The 23,254-nt window shown below is 73.4% G+C and carries 17 protein-coding genes and 1 pseudogene; 7 read left to right on the plus strand and 11 right to left on the minus strand.

Going from position 1 to position 23,254, the window contains the following annotated elements:
* The first annotated feature begins 49 nt into the window (after nucleotides 1-49).
* Genes G5C51_RS03545 through G5C51_RS03560 form a run of 4 tightly spaced genes read left to right on the plus strand, consistent with a single transcriptional unit; the run spans nucleotide 50 to nucleotide 2,514 of the window.
* Complete coding sequence (locus G5C51_RS03545; RefSeq protein WP_165231382.1) at nucleotides 50-622, plus strand: cupin domain-containing protein; 573 nt, start codon at nucleotides 50-52, stop codon at nucleotides 620-622.
* Between the two features lie 5 nt (nucleotides 623-627).
* Nucleotides 628-1,182 carry a YbaK/EbsC family protein gene (locus G5C51_RS03550; protein ID WP_165231385.1) on the plus strand — a complete coding sequence of 185 codons (555 nt, stop codon included), beginning with the start codon at nucleotides 628-630 and terminating at the stop codon, nucleotides 1,180-1,182.
* Nucleotides 1,179-1,655 carry a GNAT family N-acetyltransferase gene (locus G5C51_RS03555; protein ID WP_165231388.1) on the plus strand — a complete coding sequence of 159 codons (477 nt, stop codon included), beginning with the start codon at nucleotides 1,179-1,181 and terminating at the stop codon, nucleotides 1,653-1,655. The genes G5C51_RS03550 and G5C51_RS03555 overlap by 4 nt, the downstream gene beginning before the upstream one ends.
* Before the next feature lie 49 nt (nucleotides 1,656-1,704).
* On the plus strand, nucleotides 1,705-2,514 hold the full coding sequence (locus tag G5C51_RS03560) for a hypothetical protein (protein ID WP_165231391.1): 810 nt from the start codon (nucleotides 1,705-1,707) through the stop codon (nucleotides 2,512-2,514).
* Between the two features lie 4 nt (nucleotides 2,515-2,518).
* Here the strand turns inward: G5C51_RS03560 and G5C51_RS03565 are convergent, their stop codons facing one another.
* The 5 genes from G5C51_RS03565 to G5C51_RS43960 all read right to left on the minus strand — a co-directional run bounded on the left by G5C51_RS03565 (nucleotide 2,519) and on the right by G5C51_RS43960 (nucleotide 11,892).
* Complete coding sequence (locus G5C51_RS03565) at nucleotides 2,519-3,193, minus strand: hypothetical protein (RefSeq protein ID WP_165231394.1); 675 nt, start codon at nucleotides 3,191-3,193, stop codon at nucleotides 2,519-2,521.
* Nucleotides 3,194-3,204: 11 nt separating this feature from the next.
* A complete protein-coding gene (lysX, locus tag G5C51_RS03570) occupies nucleotides 3,205-6,501 on the minus strand; it encodes a bifunctional lysylphosphatidylglycerol synthetase/lysine--tRNA ligase LysX (protein ID WP_165231397.1) in 3,297 nt (1,098 codons plus the stop codon).
* Nucleotides 6,502-6,580: 79 nt separating this feature from the next.
* Nucleotides 6,581-7,501 (minus strand): endonuclease/exonuclease/phosphatase family protein, encoded by a 921-nt coding sequence (locus tag G5C51_RS03575; protein WP_165231400.1) that lies wholly within the window; start codon nucleotides 7,499-7,501, stop codon nucleotides 6,581-6,583.
* A 112-nt stretch (nucleotides 7,502-7,613) separates the two neighbouring features.
* Complete coding sequence (locus tag G5C51_RS03580) at nucleotides 7,614-8,450, minus strand: AAC(3) family N-acetyltransferase (protein ID WP_165231403.1); 837 nt, start codon at nucleotides 8,448-8,450, stop codon at nucleotides 7,614-7,616.
* Between the two features lie 25 nt (nucleotides 8,451-8,475).
* Nucleotides 8,476-11,892: a protein kinase domain-containing protein gene (locus G5C51_RS43960; RefSeq protein WP_165231406.1), complete on the minus strand. Its 3,417-nt coding sequence runs from the start codon at nucleotides 11,890-11,892 to the stop codon at nucleotides 8,476-8,478.
* Nucleotides 11,893-11,989: 97 nt separating this feature from the next.
* Between G5C51_RS43960 and G5C51_RS03590 the strand changes: the two genes are divergently transcribed.
* Entirely contained in the window at nucleotides 11,990-13,603 is a 1,614-nt protein-coding gene (locus G5C51_RS03590) for an FAD-binding oxidoreductase (protein WP_165231409.1), read from the plus strand.
* Here G5C51_RS03590 and G5C51_RS03595 read toward each other — a convergent pair.
* From G5C51_RS03595 to G5C51_RS42815, 3 genes and pseudogenes are all read right to left on the minus strand, one after another.
* The gene (locus G5C51_RS03595) at nucleotides 13,578-14,462 is read right to left on the minus strand and encodes an amidohydrolase family protein (protein WP_165231412.1); all 885 of its coding nucleotides are present in this window, start codon (nucleotides 14,460-14,462) and stop codon (nucleotides 13,578-13,580) included. The genes G5C51_RS03590 and G5C51_RS03595 overlap by 26 nt on opposite strands.
* A complete protein-coding gene (locus G5C51_RS42810; protein ID WP_276617588.1) occupies nucleotides 14,459-15,223 on the minus strand; it encodes a rhamnogalacturonan acetylesterase in 765 nt (254 codons plus the stop codon). Before G5C51_RS42810 ends, G5C51_RS03595 begins: the two co-directional genes overlap by 4 nt.
* Nucleotides 15,203-16,384: pseudogene (locus tag G5C51_RS42815) on the minus strand (Gfo/Idh/MocA family protein); the annotation flags it as partial. The pseudogene G5C51_RS42815 and the gene G5C51_RS42810, both read right to left, overlap by 21 nt.
* A gap of 89 nt (nucleotides 16,385-16,473) precedes the next feature.
* Between G5C51_RS42815 and G5C51_RS03605 the strand changes: the two are divergent.
* Nucleotides 16,474-17,928, plus strand: coding sequence for a pectinesterase family protein (locus G5C51_RS03605; RefSeq protein ID WP_165231418.1), 1,455 nt, complete (start codon nucleotides 16,474-16,476; stop codon nucleotides 17,926-17,928).
* Between the two features lie 43 nt (nucleotides 17,929-17,971).
* The gene (locus tag G5C51_RS03610) at nucleotides 17,972-19,171 is read left to right on the plus strand and encodes a hypothetical protein (protein ID WP_165231421.1); all 1,200 of its coding nucleotides are present in this window, start codon (nucleotides 17,972-17,974) and stop codon (nucleotides 19,169-19,171) included.
* An 81-nt stretch (nucleotides 19,172-19,252) separates the two neighbouring features.
* Here G5C51_RS03610 and G5C51_RS03615 read toward each other — a convergent pair whose 3' ends face one another.
* The 3 genes from G5C51_RS03615 to G5C51_RS03625 are packed head-to-tail and all read right to left on the minus strand — an operon-like array spanning nucleotide 19,253 to nucleotide 23,118.
* Nucleotides 19,253-20,596 carry a Gfo/Idh/MocA family protein gene (locus G5C51_RS03615; RefSeq protein WP_165231424.1) on the minus strand — a complete coding sequence of 448 codons (1,344 nt, stop codon included), beginning with the start codon at nucleotides 20,594-20,596 and terminating at the stop codon, nucleotides 19,253-19,255.
* Nucleotides 20,597-20,599: 3 nt separating this feature from the next.
* Nucleotides 20,600-21,970, minus strand: a complete 1,371-nt coding sequence (locus G5C51_RS03620; protein WP_165231427.1) for a glycoside hydrolase family 28 protein — start codon at nucleotides 21,968-21,970, stop codon at nucleotides 20,600-20,602.
* On the minus strand, nucleotides 21,967-23,118 hold the full coding sequence (locus tag G5C51_RS03625; RefSeq protein WP_165231430.1) for an FCD domain-containing protein: 1,152 nt from the start codon (nucleotides 23,116-23,118) through the stop codon (nucleotides 21,967-21,969). The genes G5C51_RS03620 and G5C51_RS03625 overlap by 4 nt, the downstream gene beginning before the upstream one ends.
* Between the last annotated feature and the right edge of the window lie 136 nt (nucleotides 23,119-23,254).

A 23,254-nucleotide genomic window follows, 5' to 3' on the forward strand; every position in this document is an offset into this window, starting at 1 on the left:
CGTAGTACATTGAAGTGAACTTGGCCATCCAGAATAATGGACGGACGTTGTGACGGACCTCGATCACCTCACGCAGTCGCTGGCGCGCAACCTCCACCGCTACCGCGCGGAGGCCGGTCTGACCCTGGAGGCCCTCGCCGCACGGGCAGGGGTCAGCCGCGGCATGATCATCCAGATCGAGCAGGCGCGGACGAACCCCAGCGTGGCGACCACCTTCAAGCTCGCCGACGCGCTCGGCGTCAGCCTGACGGCGCTGCTCGACTACGAAACCGGCCCGCAGGTGCGGGTGATGGCGCCCAAGCAGCAGGTGCAGATGTGGTCGACGGAGGCGGGCAGCTCCTCGCGGCTGCTGGTCGACGCGCAGGCGCCGGGCCCGTTCGAGCTGTGGACGTGGCGGCTGGCGCCGGGCGACGCGAGCGCCTCCGATCCGCACCCGCCGGGCACGGTCGAGCTGCTGCACGTAACCGCCGGTGAACTGACCCTCGTCGTCGACGACGAGCCGTATCCGGTGCCCGCCGGACACTCGGCGAGCTTCGAGGGCAGCCGCCCGCATACGTACCGCAACGACGGTGACCAGCCTGTGGACATGACCCTGGCCGTCTCGATCCCCGCCGTACGCTGAAAGCCATGCGTCCGCCGATCGGAAACTTCAGCGAAGCCCACCCTGCCCCCGAGGTCCTCGACCGCCTCGCCGAGCCCGTGGCCGCCGCGGTGCGCGCCTGGCGTCAGGTCGTACCGGCCGCGGAGCTGCTCTACGTCGACAGCGACCCGGAGGTCGCCGACACCGCCGTCTTCTGCGAGACCTACGGCGAGGAGCTGCTGGAGCAGTCGGCCAACTGCGTGATCACCGCGGGCAAGCGCGGCGGCGAGCTCAGCTACGCGGCCTGCGTGGTGCTGTCCACCACCCGCGTCGATGTCAACGGCGTGGTGCGCAAGCAGCTCGGCGCCCGCAAGGCGTCGTTCGCGCCCATGGACACCGCGGTCGGCGAGACCGGGATGGAGTACGGCGGCATCACCCCGATCGGGCTGCCGCGCGACTGGCCGGTGCTCGTCGACGCCCGGGTCGCGGACGCGCCGCACCTGGTCATCGGCAGCGGGCTGCGCCGCGGCAAGCTCATCGTCCCGGGCAAGGCCCTCGCCGGGCTGCCGGGCGCGGTGGTGATCGAGGGGCTCGGGGCGTGACCGCCGCGGTGCGGCGGGCGCGGCCGGAGGACGCCGCCGAACTGGTGCGGCTGCGGCGCGAGATGTTCCAGGCCATGAAGGGGCGCGACGAGCCGGGGCCCTGGGAGGCCGACGCCCGCGCGATGCTGCGGCGGCAGCTCGCCGACCCGGGAACGCGTACCGGTGCCTTCGTCATCGACGGGCCCGGCGGCACCCTCGCCGCCTGCGCCGTCGGCACCATCGAGGAGCGGCTGCCTGCGCCCGGCCACCCGGACGGGCGTTTCGGCTTCGTCTTCAACGTCTGCACCGACCCGGAGCACCGCGGCCGCGGCCACGCCCGCGCGGTCACCCGGGAGCTGCTGTCGTGGTTCGCCGAGCAGGGCGTCACCCGCGTCGACCTGCACGCCACCAAGGACGCCGAGCAGCTCTACCGCGAGTTCGGCTTCGCCGAGCATCCCATCGCCCTCTCGCTCGACCTCCCGGCCGGCCCGTAGCACCGGATCCCGCCGCGCGGGCGCGCCCGCTGCCTCCTACCGTGGGGGGATGGGCACGTGGTTCGACCAGCACATCGCAGGTTCGGGCCGGCTGCCGCTCTTCGCCTTCTTCGTCGGGCTCATCGCCGCCTTCGCGGCCATCCGCGTCAGCGTCCGCATGATCCGCGCGGGCGTGCGCTGGTGGCCGGGGAACATCAAGGCCGGCGAGACGCACATCCACCATGTCGTCTTCGGCGTGGTCTTCATGGTCATCGGCGGCGCCATCGGCCTCGCCCTGCCGGACGAACTCACCGGCTGGCGGACCGGCGTGGCGGCGATCTTCGGCATCGGGACCGGGCTGGTGCTGGACGAGTTCGCGCTGATCCTGCACCTGGAGGACGTCTACTGGACCCGGCGCGGCCGCACCTCCATCGATGCCGTCTTCGTCGCCGTCGCGCTGATCGGGATGATCCTGCTCGGGCTGCAGCCGATCGGCCTGGACGACTGGGAGCTCTACGGCCGCAAGGCGCACCCGGTGCCGTTCATCACCACCCTGCTCGGCTCCTTCGCGCTGGCCGTGATCACCCTGCTCAAGGGGAAGATCTGGACCGGGCTGCTGGGCATCTTCCTGCCGCCGCTGCTGGTCATCGGCGCGATCCGGCTCAGCCGGCCGCGTGCGCCGTGGGCCCGATGGCGTTACGGCGACCGGCCGCGCAAGCAGCAGCGGGCCGAACGGCGCGAGCGGCGGCTGCGGGAGCCGGTGGTGGGGGCGAAGGTGTGGGTGCAGGAGCTGCTCGCCGGGCGGCACGATCTGCCGGAGCGGCCGGGTCGCGGCGACGCCGACCGCCGCCGCGACGAGGACCGCTCAGGGCGTCCCTGATCGTTCACGGCGCCCCTGACCGCTCACCGCGACCCGCCCGCCCGCGCCGCCTCCGCAGCCGCTCGTCCGCCGCCGCGAACACGAGCGCCGCCGCGATCCCGACCAGGTGCTCCTTCGCCGCCAGGTTCGGCTCCACGATCAGCTCCAGCAGCATCAGCCCCGGCACCAGCACGAGCAGCAGGCGCGACCGCCACCGCCAGGCCAGCACCATCGCGATCCCGACCACCGCCGCCGAAGGGCCGGTGTCCCGCTCGTGCGCGACGGACGCCGCGAGACCGCCGGGCACGTCGGGGCCGAGCCATACGCCCAGCCGGGCGTAGAGCGTCCCGGCCAGCGTGGCGACCAGCGCCACGGCCAGCGTGCGCCACCCGCCCAGTGCGAGTCCGCCGAGACCGAACGCGACCAGGACCTGCAGCACCGCACCCCAGGACGGCAGATCAGGCGCGGGCACGAACATCGAGAGCGGGGTGCGCGCCAGCGCCGTGGGCAGCGGCAGCGACGGCCGTACCACCGCCGCCCGCTCGATGAAGTCCGCGCCGGACTCGCTCTGCTGCCCGTACGAGAACATCAGCACCAGGGCCGCGCACACCGCCCCCAGCCACATGCCCCGCAGCCCGCCGCCGGTCCGCCACGCTTCGCGCAGCCCGCCGGCCAGCCGCCGCCACTCCTCGCGCAGCACGCGCCCGGCCCTCAGCGCCGCCGCACCAGCGGGAACGGCAGCGTCTCCCGGATGGACAGACCGGTCAGGAACATCACGAGGCGGTCCACGCCGATACCCAGTCCGCCGGTGGGCGGCATCGCGTACTCGAGCGCGGTGAGGAAGTCCTCGTCCAGCTCCATCGCCTCCGGGTCGCCGCCGGCCGCGAGCAGCGACTGCTCGGTGAGTCGGCGGCGCTGGTCGACCGGGTCGGTGAGCTCGGAGTAGGCGGTGCCCAGCTCGGTGCCGAAGGCGACCAGGTCCCAGCGCTCGGCGAGGCGGTCGTCGGTGCGGTGCTTGCGGGTGAGCGGGGAGACGTCGGTGGGGAAGTCCTTGTAGAAGACCGGGAGTTGGGTGCGCTCCTCGACGAGGCGCTCGTACATCTCCAGGATCAGGTCGCCATGGCCCATCCGGTCCGTGTACGGCACCTGGGCGCGGTCGCACAGCGCCCGCAGCCGGGTGTCGGGGGTGCCGGGTTCGACTTCCTCGCCGAGCGCCTCGGAGATCGACCCGTAGACGGTCCTGACCGGCCACTCGCCCGCCAGATCGTGCTCGGTGACCTTGCCGTCCTCGTCCGTGCGCCGGGCGACAGGGCTGCCGTACGCGGCCGTCGCGGCGCCCTGGATGAGCTCGCGGGTGAGGTCGAGCATCACGTCGTAGTCGGCGAAGGCCTGGTAGGCCTCCAGCATGGTGAATTCGGGGTTGTGCTTGTAGGACGTGCCCTCGTTGCGGAAGGTCCGGCCCAGCTCGAAGACCTTCTCCATGCCGCCGACGCACAGCCGCTTCAGATACAGCTCCGGCGCGATGCGCAGATACAGGTCGAGGTCGTAGGCGTTGATGTGGGTGGTGAACGGGCGGGCGTTGGCGCCGCCGTGCACCTGCTGCAGCATCGGCGTCTCGACCTCGAGGTAGCCGCGGTCGAGGAGCCCCTGGCGCAGCGCCTGTACGGCCGTGCTGCGGGTGCGCACCACGTCGCGGGCGGCCGGGTTGACCGCCAGGTCGACGTAGCGGCGGCGCACCCGCGCCTCGGCGTCGGCGAGGCCGCGGCGCTTGTCGGGGAGCGGGTGCAGGCACTTGCCGGTCAGCCGCCAGGAGGTGACGAAGACGGACAGCTCGCCGCGGTCGGTGGTGCCGACCTCGCCGTCCGCCTCGATGTGGTCGCCGAGGTCGAGCCCGGCGAGCTGCGCCATGCCGTCCGCGCCGGCGCCGTCGCGGCTGAGCACCAGCTGCAGGTCGCCCGACCAGTCGCGCAGCGCCAGGAAGGCGATGCCGCCGTGGTCGCGGACCAGCAGCACCCGCCCGGCGACCCGCACCCGATCGCCGGTCCTGCTCCCCGCCGCCAGGCCGGGGTGGGCGCGGCGGATCTCGTCGAGCGTGTGGGTGCGCGAGGCCGTCACCGGATACGGGTCCACGCCCGCCGCCCGCAGCCGGGCCAGCTTGTCCAGGCGCACCCGGACCTGTTCCGGCGGCCGTACGGACGGGGCGCTGACGAGCGGGGCGATCCCGTGTGCCGCCGCCACCTCCTCCTCGCTCAGCGGCGGCAGTTCGCCGAGCGCGGCCGGCGGCCGCACGCCGGTGCGCGGGGCCTCGCGGCGCCACGGGAGGTCGACGAAGCCCTCCGCGATTCCGGCCGCCAGGCTGATCCGGCCGAGGGCGCCCGGTTCGCCGTAACAGAGGAAGCGCGGCAGCCAGCGCGGGCGGTACTTCACGTTCGACCGGTAGAGCGCCTCCAGCTGCCACCACTTGGAGAAGAACAGCAGCAGATGCCGCCACAGCCGCAGCACGGGTCCGGCCCCGATGCGGGCGCCTTCCTCGAAGACGGAGCGGAAGACGGCGAAGTTGAGGGAGGCCCGCCGGATGCCGAGCTGCGGGCCCTGTTCGGCGAGCTGGGCGACCATGAACTCCATCACGCCGTTGGGCGAGGAGCGGTCGCGACGCATCACGTCGAGCGACACCCCGTCCCGTCCCCACGGCACGAAGGACAGCAGCGCGGCCGGGTTCCCCTCGGCCGTACGGGCCTCGACCAGCAGGCACTCGCCGTCGGCGAAGTCGCCGAGGCGGCCGAGCGCCATGGAGAAGCCACGCTCCGTCTCGGTGTCGCGCCACGCGTCGGCGAGGCGGATGACCTCGTCCATCTCGGCGTCGGTCAGCTCGCGGTGGCGGCGGATGCGGACGGTCATGCCGGTGCGCGCCACCCGGCCGACGGCCTGCCGCACGCCGCGCATCTCGCGGTCGTTCAGGCGGAAGTCGTCGAAGACCAGCACCGCCTCGTCGCCGAGCTGCAGCGCGCCGAGCCGGGCCCGGTTGTACGCGCGGGCGCCCGCCTCGCTCGCGCCCATCGCCGCCGGGGTCCAGGCGTACGAGCGGGCCACCGCCAGCCAGGCGTCGATCGCCGCGCCCCAGGCCTCGGGGTCGCCGACGGGGTCGCCGCCGGCCAGGCAGACGCCGGCCTCGACGCGATAGGTGACACAGGCCTTGCCGCTGGGCGCGAAAACGGCGTTTCTGTCGCGGCGGGTGGCGAAGTAGCCGAGTGAGTCGTCGGAGCCGTAACGGGCCAGCAGTGCGCGGATGCGCACCTCGTCCTCGGCGTCGAGCCCGGCGCGGGCGCGCTGCGAGCGGAACAGGGTGGCGGCGGCGGCGAGCAGCGCGAGGGCGCCGAACAGGCCGAGGAGGAAGTGCAGGATGCGGGCCGGCCGGCCGTCGAAGTTATGGGCGCCGGAGAGCCCGCCGAAGACCTCGTTCGCCGCCCAGCCGAGCCGCTGCCCGGCCGGCAGCCCGCCGGGGAAGACGGTGACGAGGCCCCACCCGGCGAGCACGGCGAGGGCGAGCCCGCCGGCCAGCACCGCCAGCGCCCGCCAGAACGCACCGCGCCGCACCCGCGCGGCGAACTGCTCCCGGGCCAGCAGCAGCACCGCCAGCACGACCGCGGCGAGGAGGAAGGGGGCGAGCGCGTCGCCGACGTCGTGCTCGACGACGAGCACCAGCGCGGCGATGGCGAGCAGCACACCCCAGTAGCAGGCGAGCACCCACCAGGCGGCGCGCTTCCGTGCGGAGGTGGCCACGGCCAGCAGCATCAGGAAGGCGGCGTAGGCGAGATTGGGGGAGGCCGGAAAGATCCAGTCATCGATGAAGTGCGTGACCGGCCGCAGCAACCGCCGCAACGGCCCGATCAGCGCGGTCACGGCGCAATACAGCCCAAGCGTCCCGAGCGCGCCCCCCGCCCACCGCGGCACGCGGTCGGCGAGCCGGGCCGGGCGGGACGCGGCGGGGGTGCCGTGCGTCGCGCTCATGGCTGCTCCGGGCGGATTTGCGTACAGGTTGGGGCAAATCTACCCAGGCGGGCGACGGGGCGCGATCCGAGTGCCGCGCTCACAGCACGAGATCGGCGGCCACTGGCAGGTGGTCGCTGGCGGCCTGGGCGGTGGTGAGGAGGTGGGTGGCGGTGGTGCGGACTGTTGGGCTGGTGAGGATCCAGTCGATGCGGTCGCCGTCCGGGGTCAGGGGGCGCCAGCCGTGGTACGTGCCGTACAGGGTGCCGCGGCTTTCTGCGGTGTCCCAGGTGTCGGTGAGGCCCGCGCTGCGGAGGAGGGTTTCGTAGGCCGGGTTGGCGTGGGCCGCGGCGTTGAAGTCGCCGGTCACGATGCAGGGGAGTTGTGGGCGGAACTGGCGGAGGCGGCGGGCGATCAGGGCGGCGGAGCGTTCGCGGGAGGGCTGGCTTATGTGGTCCAGGTGGGTGTTGACCGCGTAGAAGCGGCGGCCCGTGATGCGGTCGGCGAAGCGGACCCAGGTGACCATGCGGATGTTGTCGTTGCCCCAGGTGTTCGACGCGATGCGGTCCGGGGTGTCGGAGAGCCAGTAGTGGCCGTAGTCGCGCGGGTCGAGGCGGCGGGTGTCGTAGAAGACCGCCATGTACTCGCCGCGGCTGCCGCCCTCGGAGCCGGTGCCGATCCAGTCGTAGCAGGGGCCGAGGTCGGTCTGTATGTCGCGGAGCTGGTGGAACTTGCCCTCCTGGGTGCCTATCAGGTGCGGGGCGTGGGTGCAGAGCAGCGCGGACAGGAGGGGGCGGCGCTCGGCCCAGGAGTGGGGTATCTCGTCGGAGGCGTAGCGGACGTTGAAGCTGAGGGTGCGGAGCGCCGGGCCGGTGGCGAGGGGCGGGGCGCCGCCCGCGGGCACCCGGGCGGCGGCCTGTGCGAGGGAGGCGGCGGGGCCGAGGTGCGGGGCGAGGGCGCCGGCGGCGGCAGCGCCCAGCAGCCGGCGGCGGGTGACCAGCGGGGCGGACCGTTCGGCCATGGTGGGCGGCTCCGGAAGGCGGGCGGACTCTGCCCGGTCACGCTATGGCGGCACCGGTGGCCGCGCGCGCCGGACGCGGCGGCCGGGGGACGTAGGACTCGGGACCCGGGATTCAGCCGTTGCGCCGCGGGCCGTGGGCGGTCAGCCATTGTTCGGCGTACGCGACGGCCGGCTCGAGGTCGAAGAGGCGGGTGGTGGCCGCGCCGACCGTCCCGCGCCGTACCGGGTGGTCGCGTTCGAAGTCGGCGCCGAGCAGCTCGAAGCAGTCGCTGTCCGCGACGGTGTCCCGGACGGTGAGCCAGCGGCGGCCCTGCGGTGTCGTCACCGCGAAGGACACGTCCTCGGCCGCGGGGTCGGGGACCCGGTATTCGGCCAGGTGGAAACAGGTGCAGGTGCCGAAGCCCGCGCCCAGGAGCAGCACCCGCGCGCCGGCCGCTTCCAGCCGCGCCAGCGGGCTGTGCTCGCCGAAGCGGCAGTCCAGCGCGTGCCCGCGGGTGATCTCGCCGGCCCGCGGGCCGATCGCGGCGAACGACGTCTGCGGGTGGTCGCTGCGCACCGCGCCGGGCCAGGTCCGTACGGTCTCCGGGATCACCCCGATCCCGGTGGTGGGGGTGATGAGCGGGTCGTACGCGGGCATGGCCGCCCGGATGACCGGCCACCACTCCGCCACGACCGGGGGGTTGGACCAGTCCGCGGGGTCGGAGTTCTCGCCCGTGAGCGCCGGCACCACCAGCGTCCCGCCGCTGCCGAGCACCGCCAGCAGCGCCTGGACCACCGCCACCGGGCCGCCCGCGACCCAGCCGAGCGCGCTGAGCGACGAGTGCACCAGCAGCGTCTCGCCGGATTGGACGCCGAGGGCTTCCAGGTCGGCGGTGATCGTCTCGCGGGTGCAGAGCGGGCCGGCGGGTGCGGCGGGGCCGGCGGGGGCGGCGGAAGATGGTGTGGTCATGATCAGAGGTTAGGCCCGCGGGAGTTCAGTCGGCCGCCAGATCCCAGTCGAGTTCCCAGAGCCGGATGCCGTCGTCGCCCGCCGAGATGAGGTTGCGCTGGTCGGCGGTGAGCTCGAGGTGCCTGATGCGTTCCTGGTGGCCTTCGAGAGTGTGCAGGCAGCGTCCGTCGGCGACGTCCCACATCCGTACGGTCCGGTCGTGGCCGGCCGAGAACGCGAACCGGGCGTCGGGAGTGAACCGCACGGCGGAGATCCAGCCCTCGTGCCCTTCGAAGACGCGCAGGCAGCGCTTCGTTCCGGCGTCCCACAGCCGGATCCGGTCGTCGTCCACGCACGTGGACATGGCCAGGCGGCCGTCGGCGCTGAGGCACGTCGACAGGATCGGCTCGCGGGGCCCGGACCAGGTCCGCAGGCACGTACCGGCGCCGAGGTCCCACAGGCGCACCACGCCTCTGGTGTCGCCGACCGCGGCGAGCCGTCCGTCGGCGGAGAGGGAGATCTCGTCGATCGCGCCGCGCTGCTCGGCCGGGGTGTGCACGCAGCGGTCGGCGTCCAGATCCCACCGCCGGATGACGCCGTCCACGCTCCCGAACAGGACGTGCCTGGCGTCGCCGATGAGCAGGACGGTGCGCATCATCTCCGGGTCCGGAACCACCTGGTGACGCTCGCCGCTGTCCAGCCGCCATCGGGTGATCGCGCGCGGTTTGGTGCCGTAGCACAGGGCATGCCGGCCGTCGTCGCTCAGCGCCACCTCGCCGACCCGGCCCTGGTGGTCGTCGAGCACCTGCGTGCACTCGCCGCGGTCCAGGTCCCAGATCCGGATGGTGCCGTCGCCCTGGCCGCTGATGGCGAGCCGGGCGTGGGCGGCGGTGCCGATCGCGGTGATGGCGCCGTAGGAGAGCGGGCCGGCGTCCAGCGGCCGCGACCAGGCCGCGCGCAGTCCCACGCGGCGTACCGTGCGGCCGAGTTCGTGCCAGGCGGCCAGGACTTGGGGCGCGCGTTCGTAGCCGGGGATCGCCCGCGCGCGGGTGAGCAGGTCGAGGGCGGGCCGGCTGCGGCCGTCCGACAGCGCCTGGCGGGCTTCGGCGAGGAGTTCCTCGGCCTGGCCGCCGAGCCGGCTCACCTCCGCGTATTCGCGTGGCTTGATCACGAGAGGCTCGGCGGCATAGCCGGCGTCGGGCAGCCGCCAGTGGTGCATGGGCAGTTCGGGGTGCCCGCCGACGGAGACGCCGAACCGGCCGTCGTGGTCCGGGAATCCGACATGATGCATGCCGTACTCATCGGTGGTGAAGGTGCGCAGGCACCGGCCGCTGTCCAGCTCCCAGATCCGGATGGTGTGGTCGCCGGTGGTGCCCGAGAGCAGCCGGCGTCCATCGCCGCTCAGCGCCACATGGCTGGCCGCGGCGGTCTGGCCCGTCAGCGTACGGACCAGCCGGCCGCTCGCCACCTCCCACACTTGGATCACACAGTCCCGGACGGCGATCGCGGCGAGCCGGCCGTCGGGACTGAAACACATCGCATGCGCCGGTGAGTCGGCGGCCAGTACCTGGCACCCGCCATCGGTCATGCTCCACAGCCGCGCGCCATTCTCCTCGGCGGTGAGCACGTGCCGGCCGTCGGCGCTCACCTCGTACAGCGAGTCGTCCAGCGCGCCGTCGAACGCGGGCCCGAGCGACCACCGGTAGGCGCCGGTGCGCGGCTCCCAGACCTGGACGCGGCCGTCCGCGCCCTTCCACACGCCGATGCGCCCGTCGGCGCTCAGCCTGACCGGGCACCCCGTCAGGTGGGCGACGCCGGGGATGAGGCCGGCGCGCGTGCCCGCCCGGAGATCCCAGAACTGCACCGTGCCGTCGCGGCTCATGGACAGGGCGTACGACCCGTCCGGGGTGAGATCGACGCCGAGCACCTGCGTGCGGTGGCCCTTGACGGCCTGCAGCTGTTCGCCGGTGGCCGTGTCCCACAGCCGGAGCACGCCGTCCCAGTGGCCGCTCAGTGCGAGCCGCGCGTCGGAGGAGAAGTGGATCGGGAGGTAGCCCATCACCTCGTGCCGGGCGAGGAGTTCGACGGGGGCGAACGGGACGGCGAACGGCTCGCGCACGACACGGGTCCCGGTGCGGCGGGCATCGGCCACGCTCCCGGAGGCCGCGACCCGCAGCGCCGCCTGCACGTCGTCGTCGTTGCTGTCGTCGCTGGTGTCGTCGGGACGCTCGCGGGCGACGTCGTCGAGGAGGCGGCGGGCCGCTTCGAGATCGCCGCGTTCGAGATGGATACGGGCCAGGTGCAGGCGTATCTGCCAGGAGGTGGCGGGCTCTTGAGGGATCGCCTCCAGCTGGGCGACGAGTTCCACGTCGGTGATCGCGCCGGTCCGCCAGCGCAGCAGGCCGCCGTTGTACGCGGCGCCGAGGTGGTGCGGATCGACGGCGAGCGCCTCGGCGAAGGCCTGCCCGGCGTCGGCGGTCCGGTCCAGGTCCAGGAGGGAGAGGCCGCGGTTGTTGAGCTCGTCGGCGCGGAGATCGGCCTCCCGCGGCGTGGGGCGCGGATACGCCGAGCCGGTCGCCTGCTCGTAGATGCCGGTCAGCACGTCCGCGATGTCCGCCATCGAGGGCGGCCGGTCGGCCGGGTCCTGGCGCAGGCATCGCCGGAGGAGGTTGCCGGCCTCCGGCGGCGGCGCGACCGGATTCCCGGGGTCGGCGAGGTAGTCGTCCAACGCCATACCGGCGACCGACCCGGCCGACCAGTGCACGCCGCCGGTGAACATCTCCAGCACCGAGACCGCGAAGCTGTAGACGTCGCTGCGCCGCCCGACGGGCCGGCCCGCGAGCTGCTCCGGCGAGGCGTAGGCGACCGTCATGCCGCCCGTCGGCACCAGAATGCTGGCATCCGGCGCCGTTTCGAGGGTCGTTGGGGCGACGACGGCTTTGGAGCGGGCGAGGCCGAAGTCGGTGATCTTGGCGGCACCCGCGCCGTCGAGCAGCACGTTGGCCGGCTTCACGTCCTGGTGCACCAGGTCCCGGCGGTGGGCGTGCTCGAGCCCGCGGGCCAACTGCACCGCCGTGTCGAGGACGCGGGCGAGAGCCTGCGCGGGGCCCCCGGCGTAGAGCCGCCCGTCGCCGATCCACTCCGCGAGGCTGCCGCCGTCGACGTACTCGGCGAACACCCGGGGGACGCCGTCCAGCACGCGCACGTAATGGCAGGCGCAGACATTCGGATGCAGCCCGAGCGACACCCACGCCTCGGCCTCCCTGACGAACAGCTCCTGATCGCCGGGGCGTTGGAAGAGCTCCGGCCGCGAGCTCTTCACCGCCATGTCGATGCCCCAGGCGAGGTGCCGGACCCGGTGCACGACGCCCATCCCGCCCCGGCCGAGCTCGCCGATCACCCGGTAGCGGCCGTCGACGGTCTCGCCGGCCGACCAGATGGCGGACGAAGTAGGTGCCTTCACTGCTCTTCCCCCTGCTGGTGACGACTGGCGCCGGAGCCGGTTGGTGACGGTAACTTACCGATGGGTACGTCACCGGACTCCGTTGGGAGCAACAATCATGCCCGCCACCACGACCCGTCCAGGCGCCTCCCGCACCCGTTCCTGGTGGGGCTGGGGATACGTCGACTCCCACCCCGACGACGCCGAATGCATCTCCTTGGGCGCCCTGTTGCCGGGCACCCTGGCCCGCCCGCTGCCGATACCGCGGGTCGCCGACCTGTCCATCGGCCGCCCCGTCATCACGCCTGCGCCCGCCCTGGCGCATCTGGTCACGGCCGCTCCCGAAGCGCGCGCCGCGCACGCCATGGGAAAGGCCTACCGCGATGTCATGCGGGCCCTGCGCGGCCGGCCCGGCCGGATCCCGGACCTGGTCGCCCGCCCGGCCGGCGACCAGGACGTGGCCGATCTGCTGGAGTGGGCGGGAGAGCAGGGGGTCGCCGTCGTCCCCTTCGGTGGCGGCTCGTCGGTGGTCGGTGGCGTGGAGTACCGGGGCGACGCCCACCGAGCCGTGCTGTCACTGGACTTGACCGCCATGGACCGGGTCCTGGAGATCGACGCCGACAGCCGTGCCGCCCGCATCCAGGCCGGAGCCCTCGGCCCCCTGCTGGAGGATCAGCTGCGGCCGCACGGCCTCACCCTCCGCCACTTCCCGCAGAGCTTCGAGTTCTCCACCCTCGGCGGCTGGCTGGCCACCCGGGCCGGAGGCCACTACGCCACCGGCCGCACGCACATCGACGATTTCGTGCAGTCCCTGCGCGTGGTCACCCCCGCCGGGGCGGGCACATCCTGGCGGCTGCCAGGCTCCGGCGCCGGGCCCTCGCCCGACCGGCTGTTCCTCGGTTCCGAGGGCACCCTCGGCGTCATCACCGAGGCGTGGATGCGCCTGCAGGAACGCCCCCGGCACAAGGCGTCGGCCTCGGTGGCCTTCGCCGACTTCCACCGCGCGCTGGAGGCGGTGCGTGCCATCGCCCAGTCCGACCTGGCTCCCGCGAACTGCCGCCTGCTCGACCCCGGGGAGGCCGCGATGTCCGGTGCCTCGCAGGACGGTTCCACCGTTCTGGTGCTGGGCTTCGAGTCCGCCACCGCCCCCGTCGGCTCCCTCCTCGCGACCGCCCTGGACCTGGCCCGCAGTTACGGCGGCCGGAGCGAGGAGCCGACCGACGGCTCCGACGCCGCGGCCGACGGGGCCGACGGGGCCGTGAGCGCCTGGCGGTCGGCGTTCCTGCGGATGCCCTATCTCCGGGACGGCCTGGCCCGCATGGGCGCGGTCGTCGAGACCTTCGAGACCGCGGCCACCTGGGACCGCATCCCCGCTCTGATCGACGCGGTCCGTACCGAGGTCGGGGCCGCCGCGGCGAAAGCCACCGGCCACCCGGCCACCCTCAACTGCCGCCTGACCCACGTGTACCCCGACGGCGCCGCCCCCTACTTCACCGTGGCCGTGGCCGGACGCCCCGGCGACGAGATCGCGATCTGGGATGACATCAAAGCTGTAGCCAACGATGTCCTGCACCGGCACCGCGCCACGATCACTCACCACCACGCCGTCGGCCGCGACCACCGCTCGGGCTATGACCGCCAGCGCCCGGAGCCGTTCGCGCTGGCGCTGCGCGCCGCCAAAGGCGCGCTGGACCCGCACCACATCCTCAACCCCGGCGTCCTGATCGACTGACGGGCCAGCCCGGGCCGACCGGCATGCGGTACGCCCGGCAGGCCGCGTTCGCGAAGATCTCGCTCCGGTCCTGCGGGGAGAGCCCCGCGCACAGCTGCTCGGTGACCTCGAGCACCCGGCCGTACGACGCCGTGAGCAGGCAGACGGGCCAGTCGGAGCCGAACAGCAAGCGCCGCGGGCCGAAGATCTCCAGGGCTGTGTCCGTGCAGGTCCTGACGTCACGGCCGGGGGTGGTGAGCAGGCCGGACAGTTTGCAGAAGACCCGCGGCCCGGCGTCCGCCAGCTGCCGCAGTGACCGCGCCCAGGCGCGGTGCGCCTCCGCGTCGTCCGCCGGTGGCTGGCCCAGGTGGTTGAGGACGAAGGTGGTGCCGGGGCAGGCGCGCACGGCCGCGACCGCGGTGGGCAGTTGCCAGGGGCGGACGAGGAGGTCGAAGGCGAGGTTCGCGGTGCCGGTGGCGCGCAGGCCGCGCAGCACCGCTGGGCGGGTGAGCCAGTCCGGGTCCGGCTCGGCCTGGACGGGATGACGGATGCCGACCAGGGCGGCGCCGCCGGGCAGTTCGCGCAGCGCGGTGAGGTGCTCGGTCACCGCCGGGGAGGCCAGGTCGGTCCACCCGACGACACCCGCGATGGGGCCGGGCGCGGCGGCGTGCGCGAGCAGTTCCGCGGTCTCCTCCGGCGCCGGCTGCGTCTGTACGAGGACGGTGCGGCCGACGCCCGTGGCCCGTAGCAGCGGTGCCAGGTCGTCCGGCCCGTAGCTGCGCCGGATCGGCGCGAGGGCGGGGGCGTCGAGCCAGGGCTGGTGCCGTATGGAGAGATCCCACAGATGGTGGTGCGCGTCGACGCGCCAGGCCTCGCTCACCGTGGCGGCTCCTGCTCCCAGGTGAGCCCGGACTCGGGTATGTCCTCGTCCTCCAGCCGGCGTACGTCCGCGGGGGCCAGGAGGCCCGCCGCCCGCAGGCCCCGCGCCACGAGGCGGGCGATCTCGATGGCGCCGCGCGACCGGACGTGGGTGTCGTCCTGGGCGCCGCGGGGGTGGTTGGGGTGGTCGCCGGGGCCGAGCCACAGGAAGGCGTCCTTGCTTGCCTCGGGGCCCAGTTGCTGCCAGAGCGCGTGGCTGGCGGCCTGTACGTCGATCAGCGCCACCTGCTCCTCGGCAGCTACGGAGCGCGCCGTCTCCGCGTAGGGGCCGTGCGTTTGCTGCGCGCTGCCGTCGGGGCCGAAGCTGCGGCGCTCGACCGGGGTGAGCAGCACCGGCACCGCGCGGGCGGCGCGTACGGCCGCGACTAGGCGCAGGAGGTGGTGGCGGTAGGTGGTGGCGGGGTCCGTGTAGCGGGTGGGGTCTTCCGCCTTCTGGTCGTTGTGCCCGAACTGGATCAGCACCAGGTCGCCCGGCCGCAGCGTGTCGACCAGCGCGTCGAGACGTCCCTCCGCCAGAAAGCTCAACGAACTGCGGCCATCGCGGGCGTGGTTGGCCACCGCGAGGTCGCGCCCGAGGAAGAGGGGGAGCGCCATGCCCCAGCCGGCCATCGGAGCGGCGGAGGCGGGTTTGGCGGCGGCGGTGGAGTCACCGGCGATGTGTACGGTGCGGGGTCTCCCGCGCGCCGCCCAGGGGGCGTCCAGCTCGGAGAACAGGGACAGCCGTGCCGCGCTCGCCTCGACCAGGGCGCTGATGCCCGGGATCACGCGGCGAGGAGCGGCCCCCGAGGTGTCGGTACGCCAGAACTCCGGTGGCAGCGGCGTCGGTTCCGGCGCCGTGCGGATCTCCTCGACCACGCGCATGAAGCCCCCGCTGCGCTCCAGCGGGCTCAGCAGCGCGCTGCCGTGCCCGAGGTGGGCGACGAGATTCTCCAGCAGGTCGGTGCGCGGATGGACGCTCTCCTCCGGCGGGTGGCCGTCGCGCTCCAGCAGCACCTGGTCGTCGGTGTAGCGGAGCGTGATCCGGCCCCGGTCGCCGTGCACCACCACATACGGCGGCGAGTTGCGCTCGGCGCAGAGTGTGGCGGCGACGGTGACCGTCGTGCCGCGGGTGGTGCCGATCCGTACGCAGGCGGTGTCGTCCGCCTCGATGTCGTGGGCCCGGTAGAGCTCCGGTTCCACCGTGGCGACGTCCTCCTCGCGGTCGCTGCCGTCGAGCCGCAGCGCGGTGGCCACCGCGTGGGCGAGGGGGTTGGTGAGCACGCCGTCGACCACCTCCCCGGCCCCCAGCCGGCGCCGTCCGGCCCAGGGAGCGCGCGCGTAGTACCGGCCGTCGCGCACCCACGCCCCGGCCGCACCGATGCCGCGCACCCGCCCGATCGCGCCGTCGGCCACCAGCCGCCGGACCGCCTCCAGGGCCGCGGAGCCGCACGACTGGAAGCCGACCTGGCAGACCCGGCCGTGCTCCTTGAACGCGGTGGTGAGCTGCCTGAAGCCGGCCAGCGACGGCGCGGGCGGCTTCTCCAGCAGCACGTGCGACCCGGCCCGTACGGCGGTGAGGGCGAGGCCGACGTGGGTGTGGATGGGCGTGCTGACGATCGTGATCGTGGGGCGGGTCTGCTCCAGGAGCTTTGCCAGGTCGGGGGATTGGGGCGGTCCGCCGAGGGCCGCGAGCTCCTCGCCCGCGAGCGGCTTCGGGTCGCATACGCCGACCACCCGGACCTGCCCGGCGGCCGTCAGCCGGGCCAGGTTGTCCCGGTGCAGGCGGCCGTAGCCATGGGCGCCCGCGAGGACGACCGGGAGCGGCTCATCCACCTGCGGACTCGCTGGCTGCGTCATCGCGGACTCCCGCCGAAGGGTGGTCATGGACGCGTCACTGTGCTTCCATGCCTGGCATACCAGAGGAATGCCACCCGCATGCTAGCAGCGCGGCGCCCACGTAAGGAGCCCGTCCCATGCGCCAGTTACGGTCACTGCCGGCCCTCGTCGCGGTTCTCTGCGCCCTCGCGGCGCTGCTCGTCGGCGCTCCTACTGCGCAGGCGCGGAGCGCGCCGGTGCTGCAGCCGCAGGGTCTCGACGAGGCGGTCTGCACCGACACCCCGCTGCGGATGACCTTCGACCGGAACGTACAGCTCGGCACCAGCGGCCAGTTGCAGGTGCATCACGCCGACGGCACCCTCGTGGACGTCGTGGATCTGGCCGACCCCGGCACGTATCAGAAGAGCATCGGCGGTGCGCTCACCGACTACGGCGAGGTGCACCGCTGGTTCTACGAGCCGGTGGTGCTCGACGGTCGCACCGCCTCCGTCCACCTCCACTACCCGCTGGACCCGCGGCAGGAGTACTACGTCACCGTCGACGAGGGCTTCTTCCGCGGCGAGCCGGCCATCGACGACCCGCAGACCTGGCGTTTCCGCACCAGGGACCACCCCGCGGCCGGCGCCTCCCGGCTGACCGTCGACCAGGGCGGCGGCGGGGACTTCTGCACCGTGCAGGGCGCCGTCGACTTCGTGCCGCAGCACAACACCCAGGACGTCCGCATCGACGTCGGGCCCGGGACGTATCGCGAGATCGTCTACGTCCCGCAGACCAAGCCGCACCTGTCGGTCCGCGGCAGCGGCGCCGGCCGTACCGTCATCGGCTATCCCAACAACAGCGTGCTCAACGGCGACGCCGCCATGTCCGACGTACCGGCCCGGCAGAGCTACTGCCCGCGCCGGGTGCTGCCGCAGCCCGATCGCTTCAATTGCTGGCGCGCGGCCTTCGGCGTCGACGCCGACGACTTCCGGCTGGCGGACGCCACCATTCACAACACGACGCCCAAGGGCGGCTCCCAGGCCGAGGCGTTCCGCGGCAACGGCGACCGGATCGTGCTGGAGCGGGTGCGGGTGCTCAGCTATCAGGACAGCCTGCGGCTGCAGGGGCGGGCGTTCGTCACCGACAGCTATGTCGAGGGCGACGTGGACTTCGTGTGGGGGACCGGCGGCGTCTTCGTCCAGGACTCCGAGCTGAAGTCGCTCGGCACCGGATACGTCAGCCAGATCCGTAATGCCGACGACGGGCCCGGCAACGTCTTCCTCCGGACGCGGCTGACCCGCGCCGCCGACGTCCCCGACGGGAGCGTGCTGCTCGGCCGGATCGACAGCCGCTTCCCCGGCAGCCAGGTGGTGTTCCTGGACTCGCCGATGGACGCGCACATCGACGCCGTCGGGTGGGGGCTGACCGGCTTCGACTGCGCGGCGGGCGAGCGGCTGCGGTTCTGGGAGCACGGCAGCACCGATCTCGACGGCCACGCGCTCGACGTCTCCGGCCGGCTGCCCTGCTCCCGGCAGCTCGCCGCCGCGGAGGCGGCCAAATGGCGGGACCCCGGCACGCTGCTCGACGGCTGGGACCCGCGCACCTCCGAGTGACCTCAGCATCCCGACGACCTTCCCCGGCAGGTGAGTTACGCCCATGTCCACGCTGTCCCGCAGAACCCTCCTGGGTGCCCTCGGCACCGCGACCGCCGTCGGCGCACTGCCCGCGGCGACCCACGCCGCCGCGGCCCCCGTCGGCAGCACGCCGGCCCGGGCCCGCCCGGTGGCCCCGGTCAACGCCGAGGTGGCCGCCGCGCACCCGCTCACGTACAAGACGCTGCCGCAGGAGGTGGTCGGCGTCGATGTCGAGGAGCTGATGAAGGTCCACACCGAGACCGACGCCGACGCGCTGCGTGCCGCGCTGGTACGGGAGGTGTGGAAGTCCGCGGACGGGCGGCTGCCCGGGGCGCTGCCGGATGTGGCCGAGGGCGTCGAGGCGCCCGAGCTGCCCGGCTTCACCGGGGTGCGGCGCATCGACCGGCTGACGGTGCGGATGCCGTACGGGCTGCGCTCGATCGTCTTCCTGCTGCTGCCGCACAGCAGCGACCACGGCCGGGTCGCGCTCTACCACAACGGCCATGGCGAGGAGCCGAGCACGATGCAGCGCACCGCCCAGGCGCTGCTGGACGCCGGGTACACCGTGCTGCTTTTCGCGATGCCGCTCTATCACTGGAATCCCAGGGAGCTGACCGATCCGGCGGACTCGTCCCGTACGGTCACGGTCGAGTCGCACAACGACCTCGGGCCGTGGGAGACCGCGGACTTCTCTACGCTGCGCTTCTTCCTGGAGCCGCCGGCCGTGGCTCTCAACCATGTCGTCGCGGCCCACCAGCCGCCGTCGGTGCAGATGATCGGGCTGTCCGGCGGCGGCTGGGCGGCGACCGTCTATCCGGCGCTCGACACCCGGGTGACCCGGAGCTATCCGACGGCCGGGTCGCTGCCGTTCTTCCTGCGCCCGGCGCCGCCGAAGCCGAGCCCGACGACCGGCGACTGGGAGCAGCGCAAGGACCGGCATCCGGCGTTCTACGGGCTGACCGACTACCTCGATCTGTACGCGTTGGCGGCGACGGGGCGGCACCGGCGGCAGATGCAGATCCTCAACCGGTTCGACGACTGCTGTTTCAACGCCGTGGGCCACCGCGCCTATGAGGCGGTGGTGCGGCACCGTGTCCAGGTCATCGGGGACGGGCACTGGGAGCTGCTGGAGGACGCCACCCACGGCGACCACACCATCAGCCCGTATGCGCTGTCGGTCATTCTCTGGGACCTGGACACGGCCTGCGCCCACCAGCCGTAGCGTCGCCGGTCAGCCGGTCAGCCGGTCAGCCGGTCAGCCGGTCAGCCGGTCAGCCGGTCAGCCGGTCAGCCGGTCAGCCGGTCAGCCGGTCAGCGGCACGAGCGCGTCGGTCGCCACGGCGGTGCCCGTGGCGAACGACTCGTTCGCGGCCAGGCCGGTAACCAGGGCCAGGGCGCCGTCGAGGGCGGTGGCGGGCTTCCCGTCGCCGTCCTCGGTGCGCTGAGCGTCGGCGGCGGGGCCAAACAGCGCCGTCAGCATCCGCTCGTCGCCGCCGCCGTGACCGGCGTGGTCGTACTCCGGCAGCGGGACTTCCTCCGGCTCCTGCCACAGGCGGCGCAGCAGGATGCGTGGGCCGCCCGCGTTGGCCATGGCCTTGTCGCCGTGGATGGCGCCCTTGCCGGAGGAGGTGCGCAGCCGGGGCGGCTGCCAGCGGCTCTCCTCGACCTCAAGCTCGAGGCGGCCGCCGGTGCCGTTGAAGGCGACGCGGTAGCCCTCCCAGGGGGAGTAGGCGGTGAGGTGGTACGTCATGGAGGCCCCGGTGTCGTAGCGCACCAGCACCGACATGTCGTCCTCGATGGTGATGTCGTCGCCGAAGACATTGCGGTCGCGCAGGTAGCCGTCGTGCGGTTCGGCGTCGAGGTAGAGGGAGCGCAGGGCGGGGTTCTCGGCGAGCGGCAGCGCGAACGGGTCGCCGTCGGACTCGGGGGCGCCGTGGGCGCGTTCGTAGTCGCGGCGGTAGCCGCTGCGCTCGCCGGCGGCGCGGCCGTAGAACGCCAGCCGGCCGTGGCCGTAGACCTGCTGCGGGCGGGCGCCGAGCCACCAGTTGACGAGGTCGAAGTGGTGACTCGCCTTGTGCACCATCAGGCCGCCGCTCTTGTCCTTCTCGCGGTGCCAGCGGCGGAAGTAGTCGGCCCCGTGCCGGGTGTCGAGCAGCCACTCGAAGTGCACCGACAGGACGTCGCCGATGGCGCCGTCCGCGAGCAGCCGGTGGACCTCGGCGTGGACGGGGTTGTAGCGGTAGTTGAAGGCGACGGCGAGGTCGCCGCCGGTGTCGTCGACCGTCTGCAGGATGCGGCGGCAGCGGGGCGCGTCCGTCGTCATCGGCTTCTCCGTCACCACGCGGCAGCCGGCGCGCAGGGCGGGGACTATGTAGGCGTCGTGGAGCGAGTCCACGGTGGTGACCACCACTTCCCGGATGTCCTCGGTGCGCAGCCGCCGCTCGAAGTCGTCCGGGGTCCAGGCCGCCGCCTCCGGCTCGCCGGCCTCGGCCAGCAGCCGCTGGTGGTGGGCGATCCTGGCGGGGTTGGGGTCGCACAGCGCCGCCACCGTCAGGTGCGGGCGGCGGGCGAGTGCGGTGGTGAACATCTGGGCGCGTGAGCCGGTGCCCACCACGACGGCGCGGGCGGGTTCCGTGCTTGCTGCCATGTTTCAGGCCTCCTGGGGTTTGCCGTTGACGGTCACGTCGTGCAGCGATAGATCCGTTACGGATTCGAGGTGGATGTCCTGCGCGGCGGCGCCGAAGGCGAGTTCTGACAGCCGCACGTCGCGTACGGGCGCCTGCGGGCGGGCCCGGATGCGCACGGGGTACTCGCACGCTCCCGGAACCGACCAGCGCGCCGCCGACAGCCGGGAGACCTCGGCGAAGTGCTCGCCGCCGGTGCCGCCGGCGTACTGGAAGGTCACCTCGAAGGGGACGTAGGTCCAGCCCGGCGCGGTCACATCGGTGACCCGGATGTCGCGCACGTAACCGCCTCGGGTGGGCGTGGACTTGACGTTGAGGATCCAGCCTACGGACGCCTCGTCCAGCTCCGGATCAAGGGGTAGGTGCAGCCGCCTGGCCAGTACGTCCGATACGCCGCCGCTCATCTCGCTGCCGATCGCCACGGCCGCGCCGCCGCTGAGGTAGACGCAGTCCTCGATCAGGATGTGCCGGGAGGGGACGCCGACCCGCCATCCGTCCTGGTCGCGCCCGGACTTGATGGCGATGCAGTCGTCGTCGGTGGCGAAGGTGACGCGGCGGATGGCGACGTTCTCGCACGAGTCGGGGTTGCAGCCGTCGCTGTTCGGGCCGTGGCAGGCGATGGTGACGTCGCGGACGGTGATGTCCCGGCTGAGGACCGGGTGGATGTTCCAGAACGGGGAGTTGCGCAGGGTCACGCCCTCGATGAGGACGTTGCGGCAGGAGTGCGGCTGGATGAAGCTCGGGCGCAGGTAGTGGCCCGCGCCCAGGACCCGGTCGGCCACTGGGACGCCCTCGGCGCCCCAGCGCTGCAGCAGCTCCCAGTCGTCGCGCTCGTGCGGCATGCCGGGCTCCCAGCCGAACTGTCCGGAGCCCTTCCACGGCCACCAGTGCTGGTTGTCGCCCTGGGCGTCGAGCACGCCGCGGCCGGTGACGGCGATGTCGTGGGCCTCGTATGCGTAGATCAGCGGGGAGTAGTTGTGGACCTCGATGCCCTGCCAGCGGGTGCGTACGGACGGGAGATAGGCGGCCGGGTCGGTGCTGAACAGCACCGTGGCGCCCTCGGCTAGGTGCAGGTCCACGCCGCTGAGCAGGCGTATCGCGCCGGTGGCCCAGCGGCCGGCGGGGACCAGGACGCGGCCGCCGCCGGCGGCGTGGCAGGCCTCGATCGCGGCGCGGAAGGCGGCCGTGCAGTCGGTGCTGCCGTTGCCTGCGGCGCCATAGTCGGTGACCGGGAAGTGCGGTTCCGTGGCCGCCGCGGCCGTGGCACCGGCGAGCGGGACGGCAGCGGCCGCCAGGGCGCCGAGCCGTAACGCGGTCCTGCGCGTGGGTCTGCTCATGGAAGGTCTCCTCGCGGTCCGGGGGCGGGGTGCTCGCGGTGGTAGCGGGACGCCTCGCCGGCGGCGTGCGCGGCGAACATCGGCCCCGCGGTGTCGGGGTCGCCGTGCTCCAGGGCCGCCACCAGTTCCGCGTGGTACTCCGCCATGGCGCCCCAGTCGCCGACGTAGAGCGGATTGCCGACCACGTGCAGGCCCCACATGCTGGACTCGATCATCTGCCACAGCCGGGTCAGCGCGGAGTTGCCGGCGGCCTCGCACACATGCCGGTGGAAGGACATGTCGGCCTCCCGGAAGGCGCCGATGTCGCCGGTCTCCGCGCACCGCCGCAGCCGGTCCACGTCGTCGCCGAGCAGGCGCAGCTGCTCGGGGGTGAGCCGGCCGGTGGCCCGGCGGGCCGCGTACTCCTCGAACATCACCCGGATGTCGCGGACTTCCTGGGCCTGCCGCTCGGAGACGTGCGCGACGTAGGTGCCCCGGTGCGGCTGGGAGCTCACCAGGCCCTCGTGCGCCAGCCGCTTGATCGCCTCGCGGGCCGGCGCCTGGCTGGTGCCGACGCGCTTGGCGACCTCGGCCTCGACGAGCCGCTGGCCCGGGGCGAGTTCGCCGCCGACGATCCAGCTGCGCAGCAGCCCGTAGACGTGGTCGGAGAGCAGCCGGCGGGGGACGTGATCGGAGCCCGGCATCTCGACGGCGGGGGCGGCCGGCGGGACCGCGGCGCGCGGCGGCGCGGGTGGCGGCGGCAGCCGGCGCTGCTGCTCCTGCCAGATGCGGGCGACGGTGGACTGGGACAGGCCCAGGGTGCGGGCCAGGGCGCGGGTGGACGGCACCGGGCCGCCGTCCCTGGCCTGCTCGACCAGCCGCGCGATCTGCTGCTCCGCGTCATGCCGGCTGCTGGTGCGCGGGCGGCCTGAGCGCGGCGCGTCGCCGAGGCCGGAGATGCCGTGACTCAGATAGCGCTCCCGCCACTTGGCGACGGTGGCCGGGCTGACCTGCAGCCGCTTGGCGACCTCGGCGTTCGCCAGGCCCTCGGCACAGGCGAGGATGATCCGGCTGCGCAGCCGGAGCGTCTCCGGCGGCCGGTCGGACCATTCGCGCAGCGCCGTCCGGTCCTCGTCGCTGAGCCGCGGGAACTGCCGCGTATCAGGCATGTCCACGAGCTCGGCCCCCTCCGTAAGTCATGCGGACTTCTGAATCACTTTCGTATGCGATCCGGCTCCTGTCATCAACTTATCTTTCATGACAGGCGACTTGACGCTGGCCTGTCACGAACATATTAACTTAATC

The sequence above is a fragment of the Streptomyces coryli genome (assembly GCF_011044975.1).
Classification (GTDB): Bacteria; Actinomycetota; Actinomycetes; order Streptomycetales; family Streptomycetaceae; genus Streptomyces; species Streptomyces coryli.

What these genes read in the sequence shown, in the direction of transcription:
- G5C51_RS03550 (WP_165231385.1), top strand. Translation starts at nt 628, where the DNA reads ATGCGTCCGCCGATCGGAAACTTCAGCGAAGCCCACCCTGCCCCCGAG.
- G5C51_RS03560 (WP_165231391.1), top strand. Translation starts at nt 1,705, where the DNA reads ATGGGCACGTGGTTCGACCAGCACATCGCAGGTTCGGGCCGGCTGCCG.
- lysX (WP_165231397.1), bottom strand. Translation starts at nt 6,501, where the DNA reads ATGAGCGCGACGCACGGCACCCCCGCCGCGTCCCGCCCGGCCCGGCTC.
- G5C51_RS03575 (WP_165231400.1), bottom strand. Translation starts at nt 7,501, where the DNA reads ATGGCCGAACGGTCCGCCCCGCTGGTCACCCGCCGCCGGCTGCTGGGC.
- G5C51_RS03580 (WP_165231403.1), bottom strand. Translation starts at nt 8,450, where the DNA reads ATGACCACACCATCTTCCGCCGCCCCCGCCGGCCCCGCCGCACCCGCC.
- G5C51_RS03590 (WP_165231409.1), top strand. Translation starts at nt 11,990, where the DNA reads ATGCCCGCCACCACGACCCGTCCAGGCGCCTCCCGCACCCGTTCCTGG.
- G5C51_RS03605 (WP_165231418.1), top strand. Translation starts at nt 16,474, where the DNA reads ATGCGCCAGTTACGGTCACTGCCGGCCCTCGTCGCGGTTCTCTGCGCC.
- G5C51_RS03610 (WP_165231421.1), top strand. Translation starts at nt 17,972, where the DNA reads ATGTCCACGCTGTCCCGCAGAACCCTCCTGGGTGCCCTCGGCACCGCG.
- G5C51_RS03615 (WP_165231424.1), bottom strand. Translation starts at nt 20,596, where the DNA reads ATGGCAGCAAGCACGGAACCCGCCCGCGCCGTCGTGGTGGGCACCGGC.
- G5C51_RS03620 (WP_165231427.1), bottom strand. Translation starts at nt 21,970, where the DNA reads ATGAGCAGACCCACGCGCAGGACCGCGTTACGGCTCGGCGCCCTGGCG.
- G5C51_RS03625 (WP_165231430.1), bottom strand. Translation starts at nt 23,118, where the DNA reads ATGCCTGATACGCGGCAGTTCCCGCGGCTCAGCGACGAGGACCGGACG.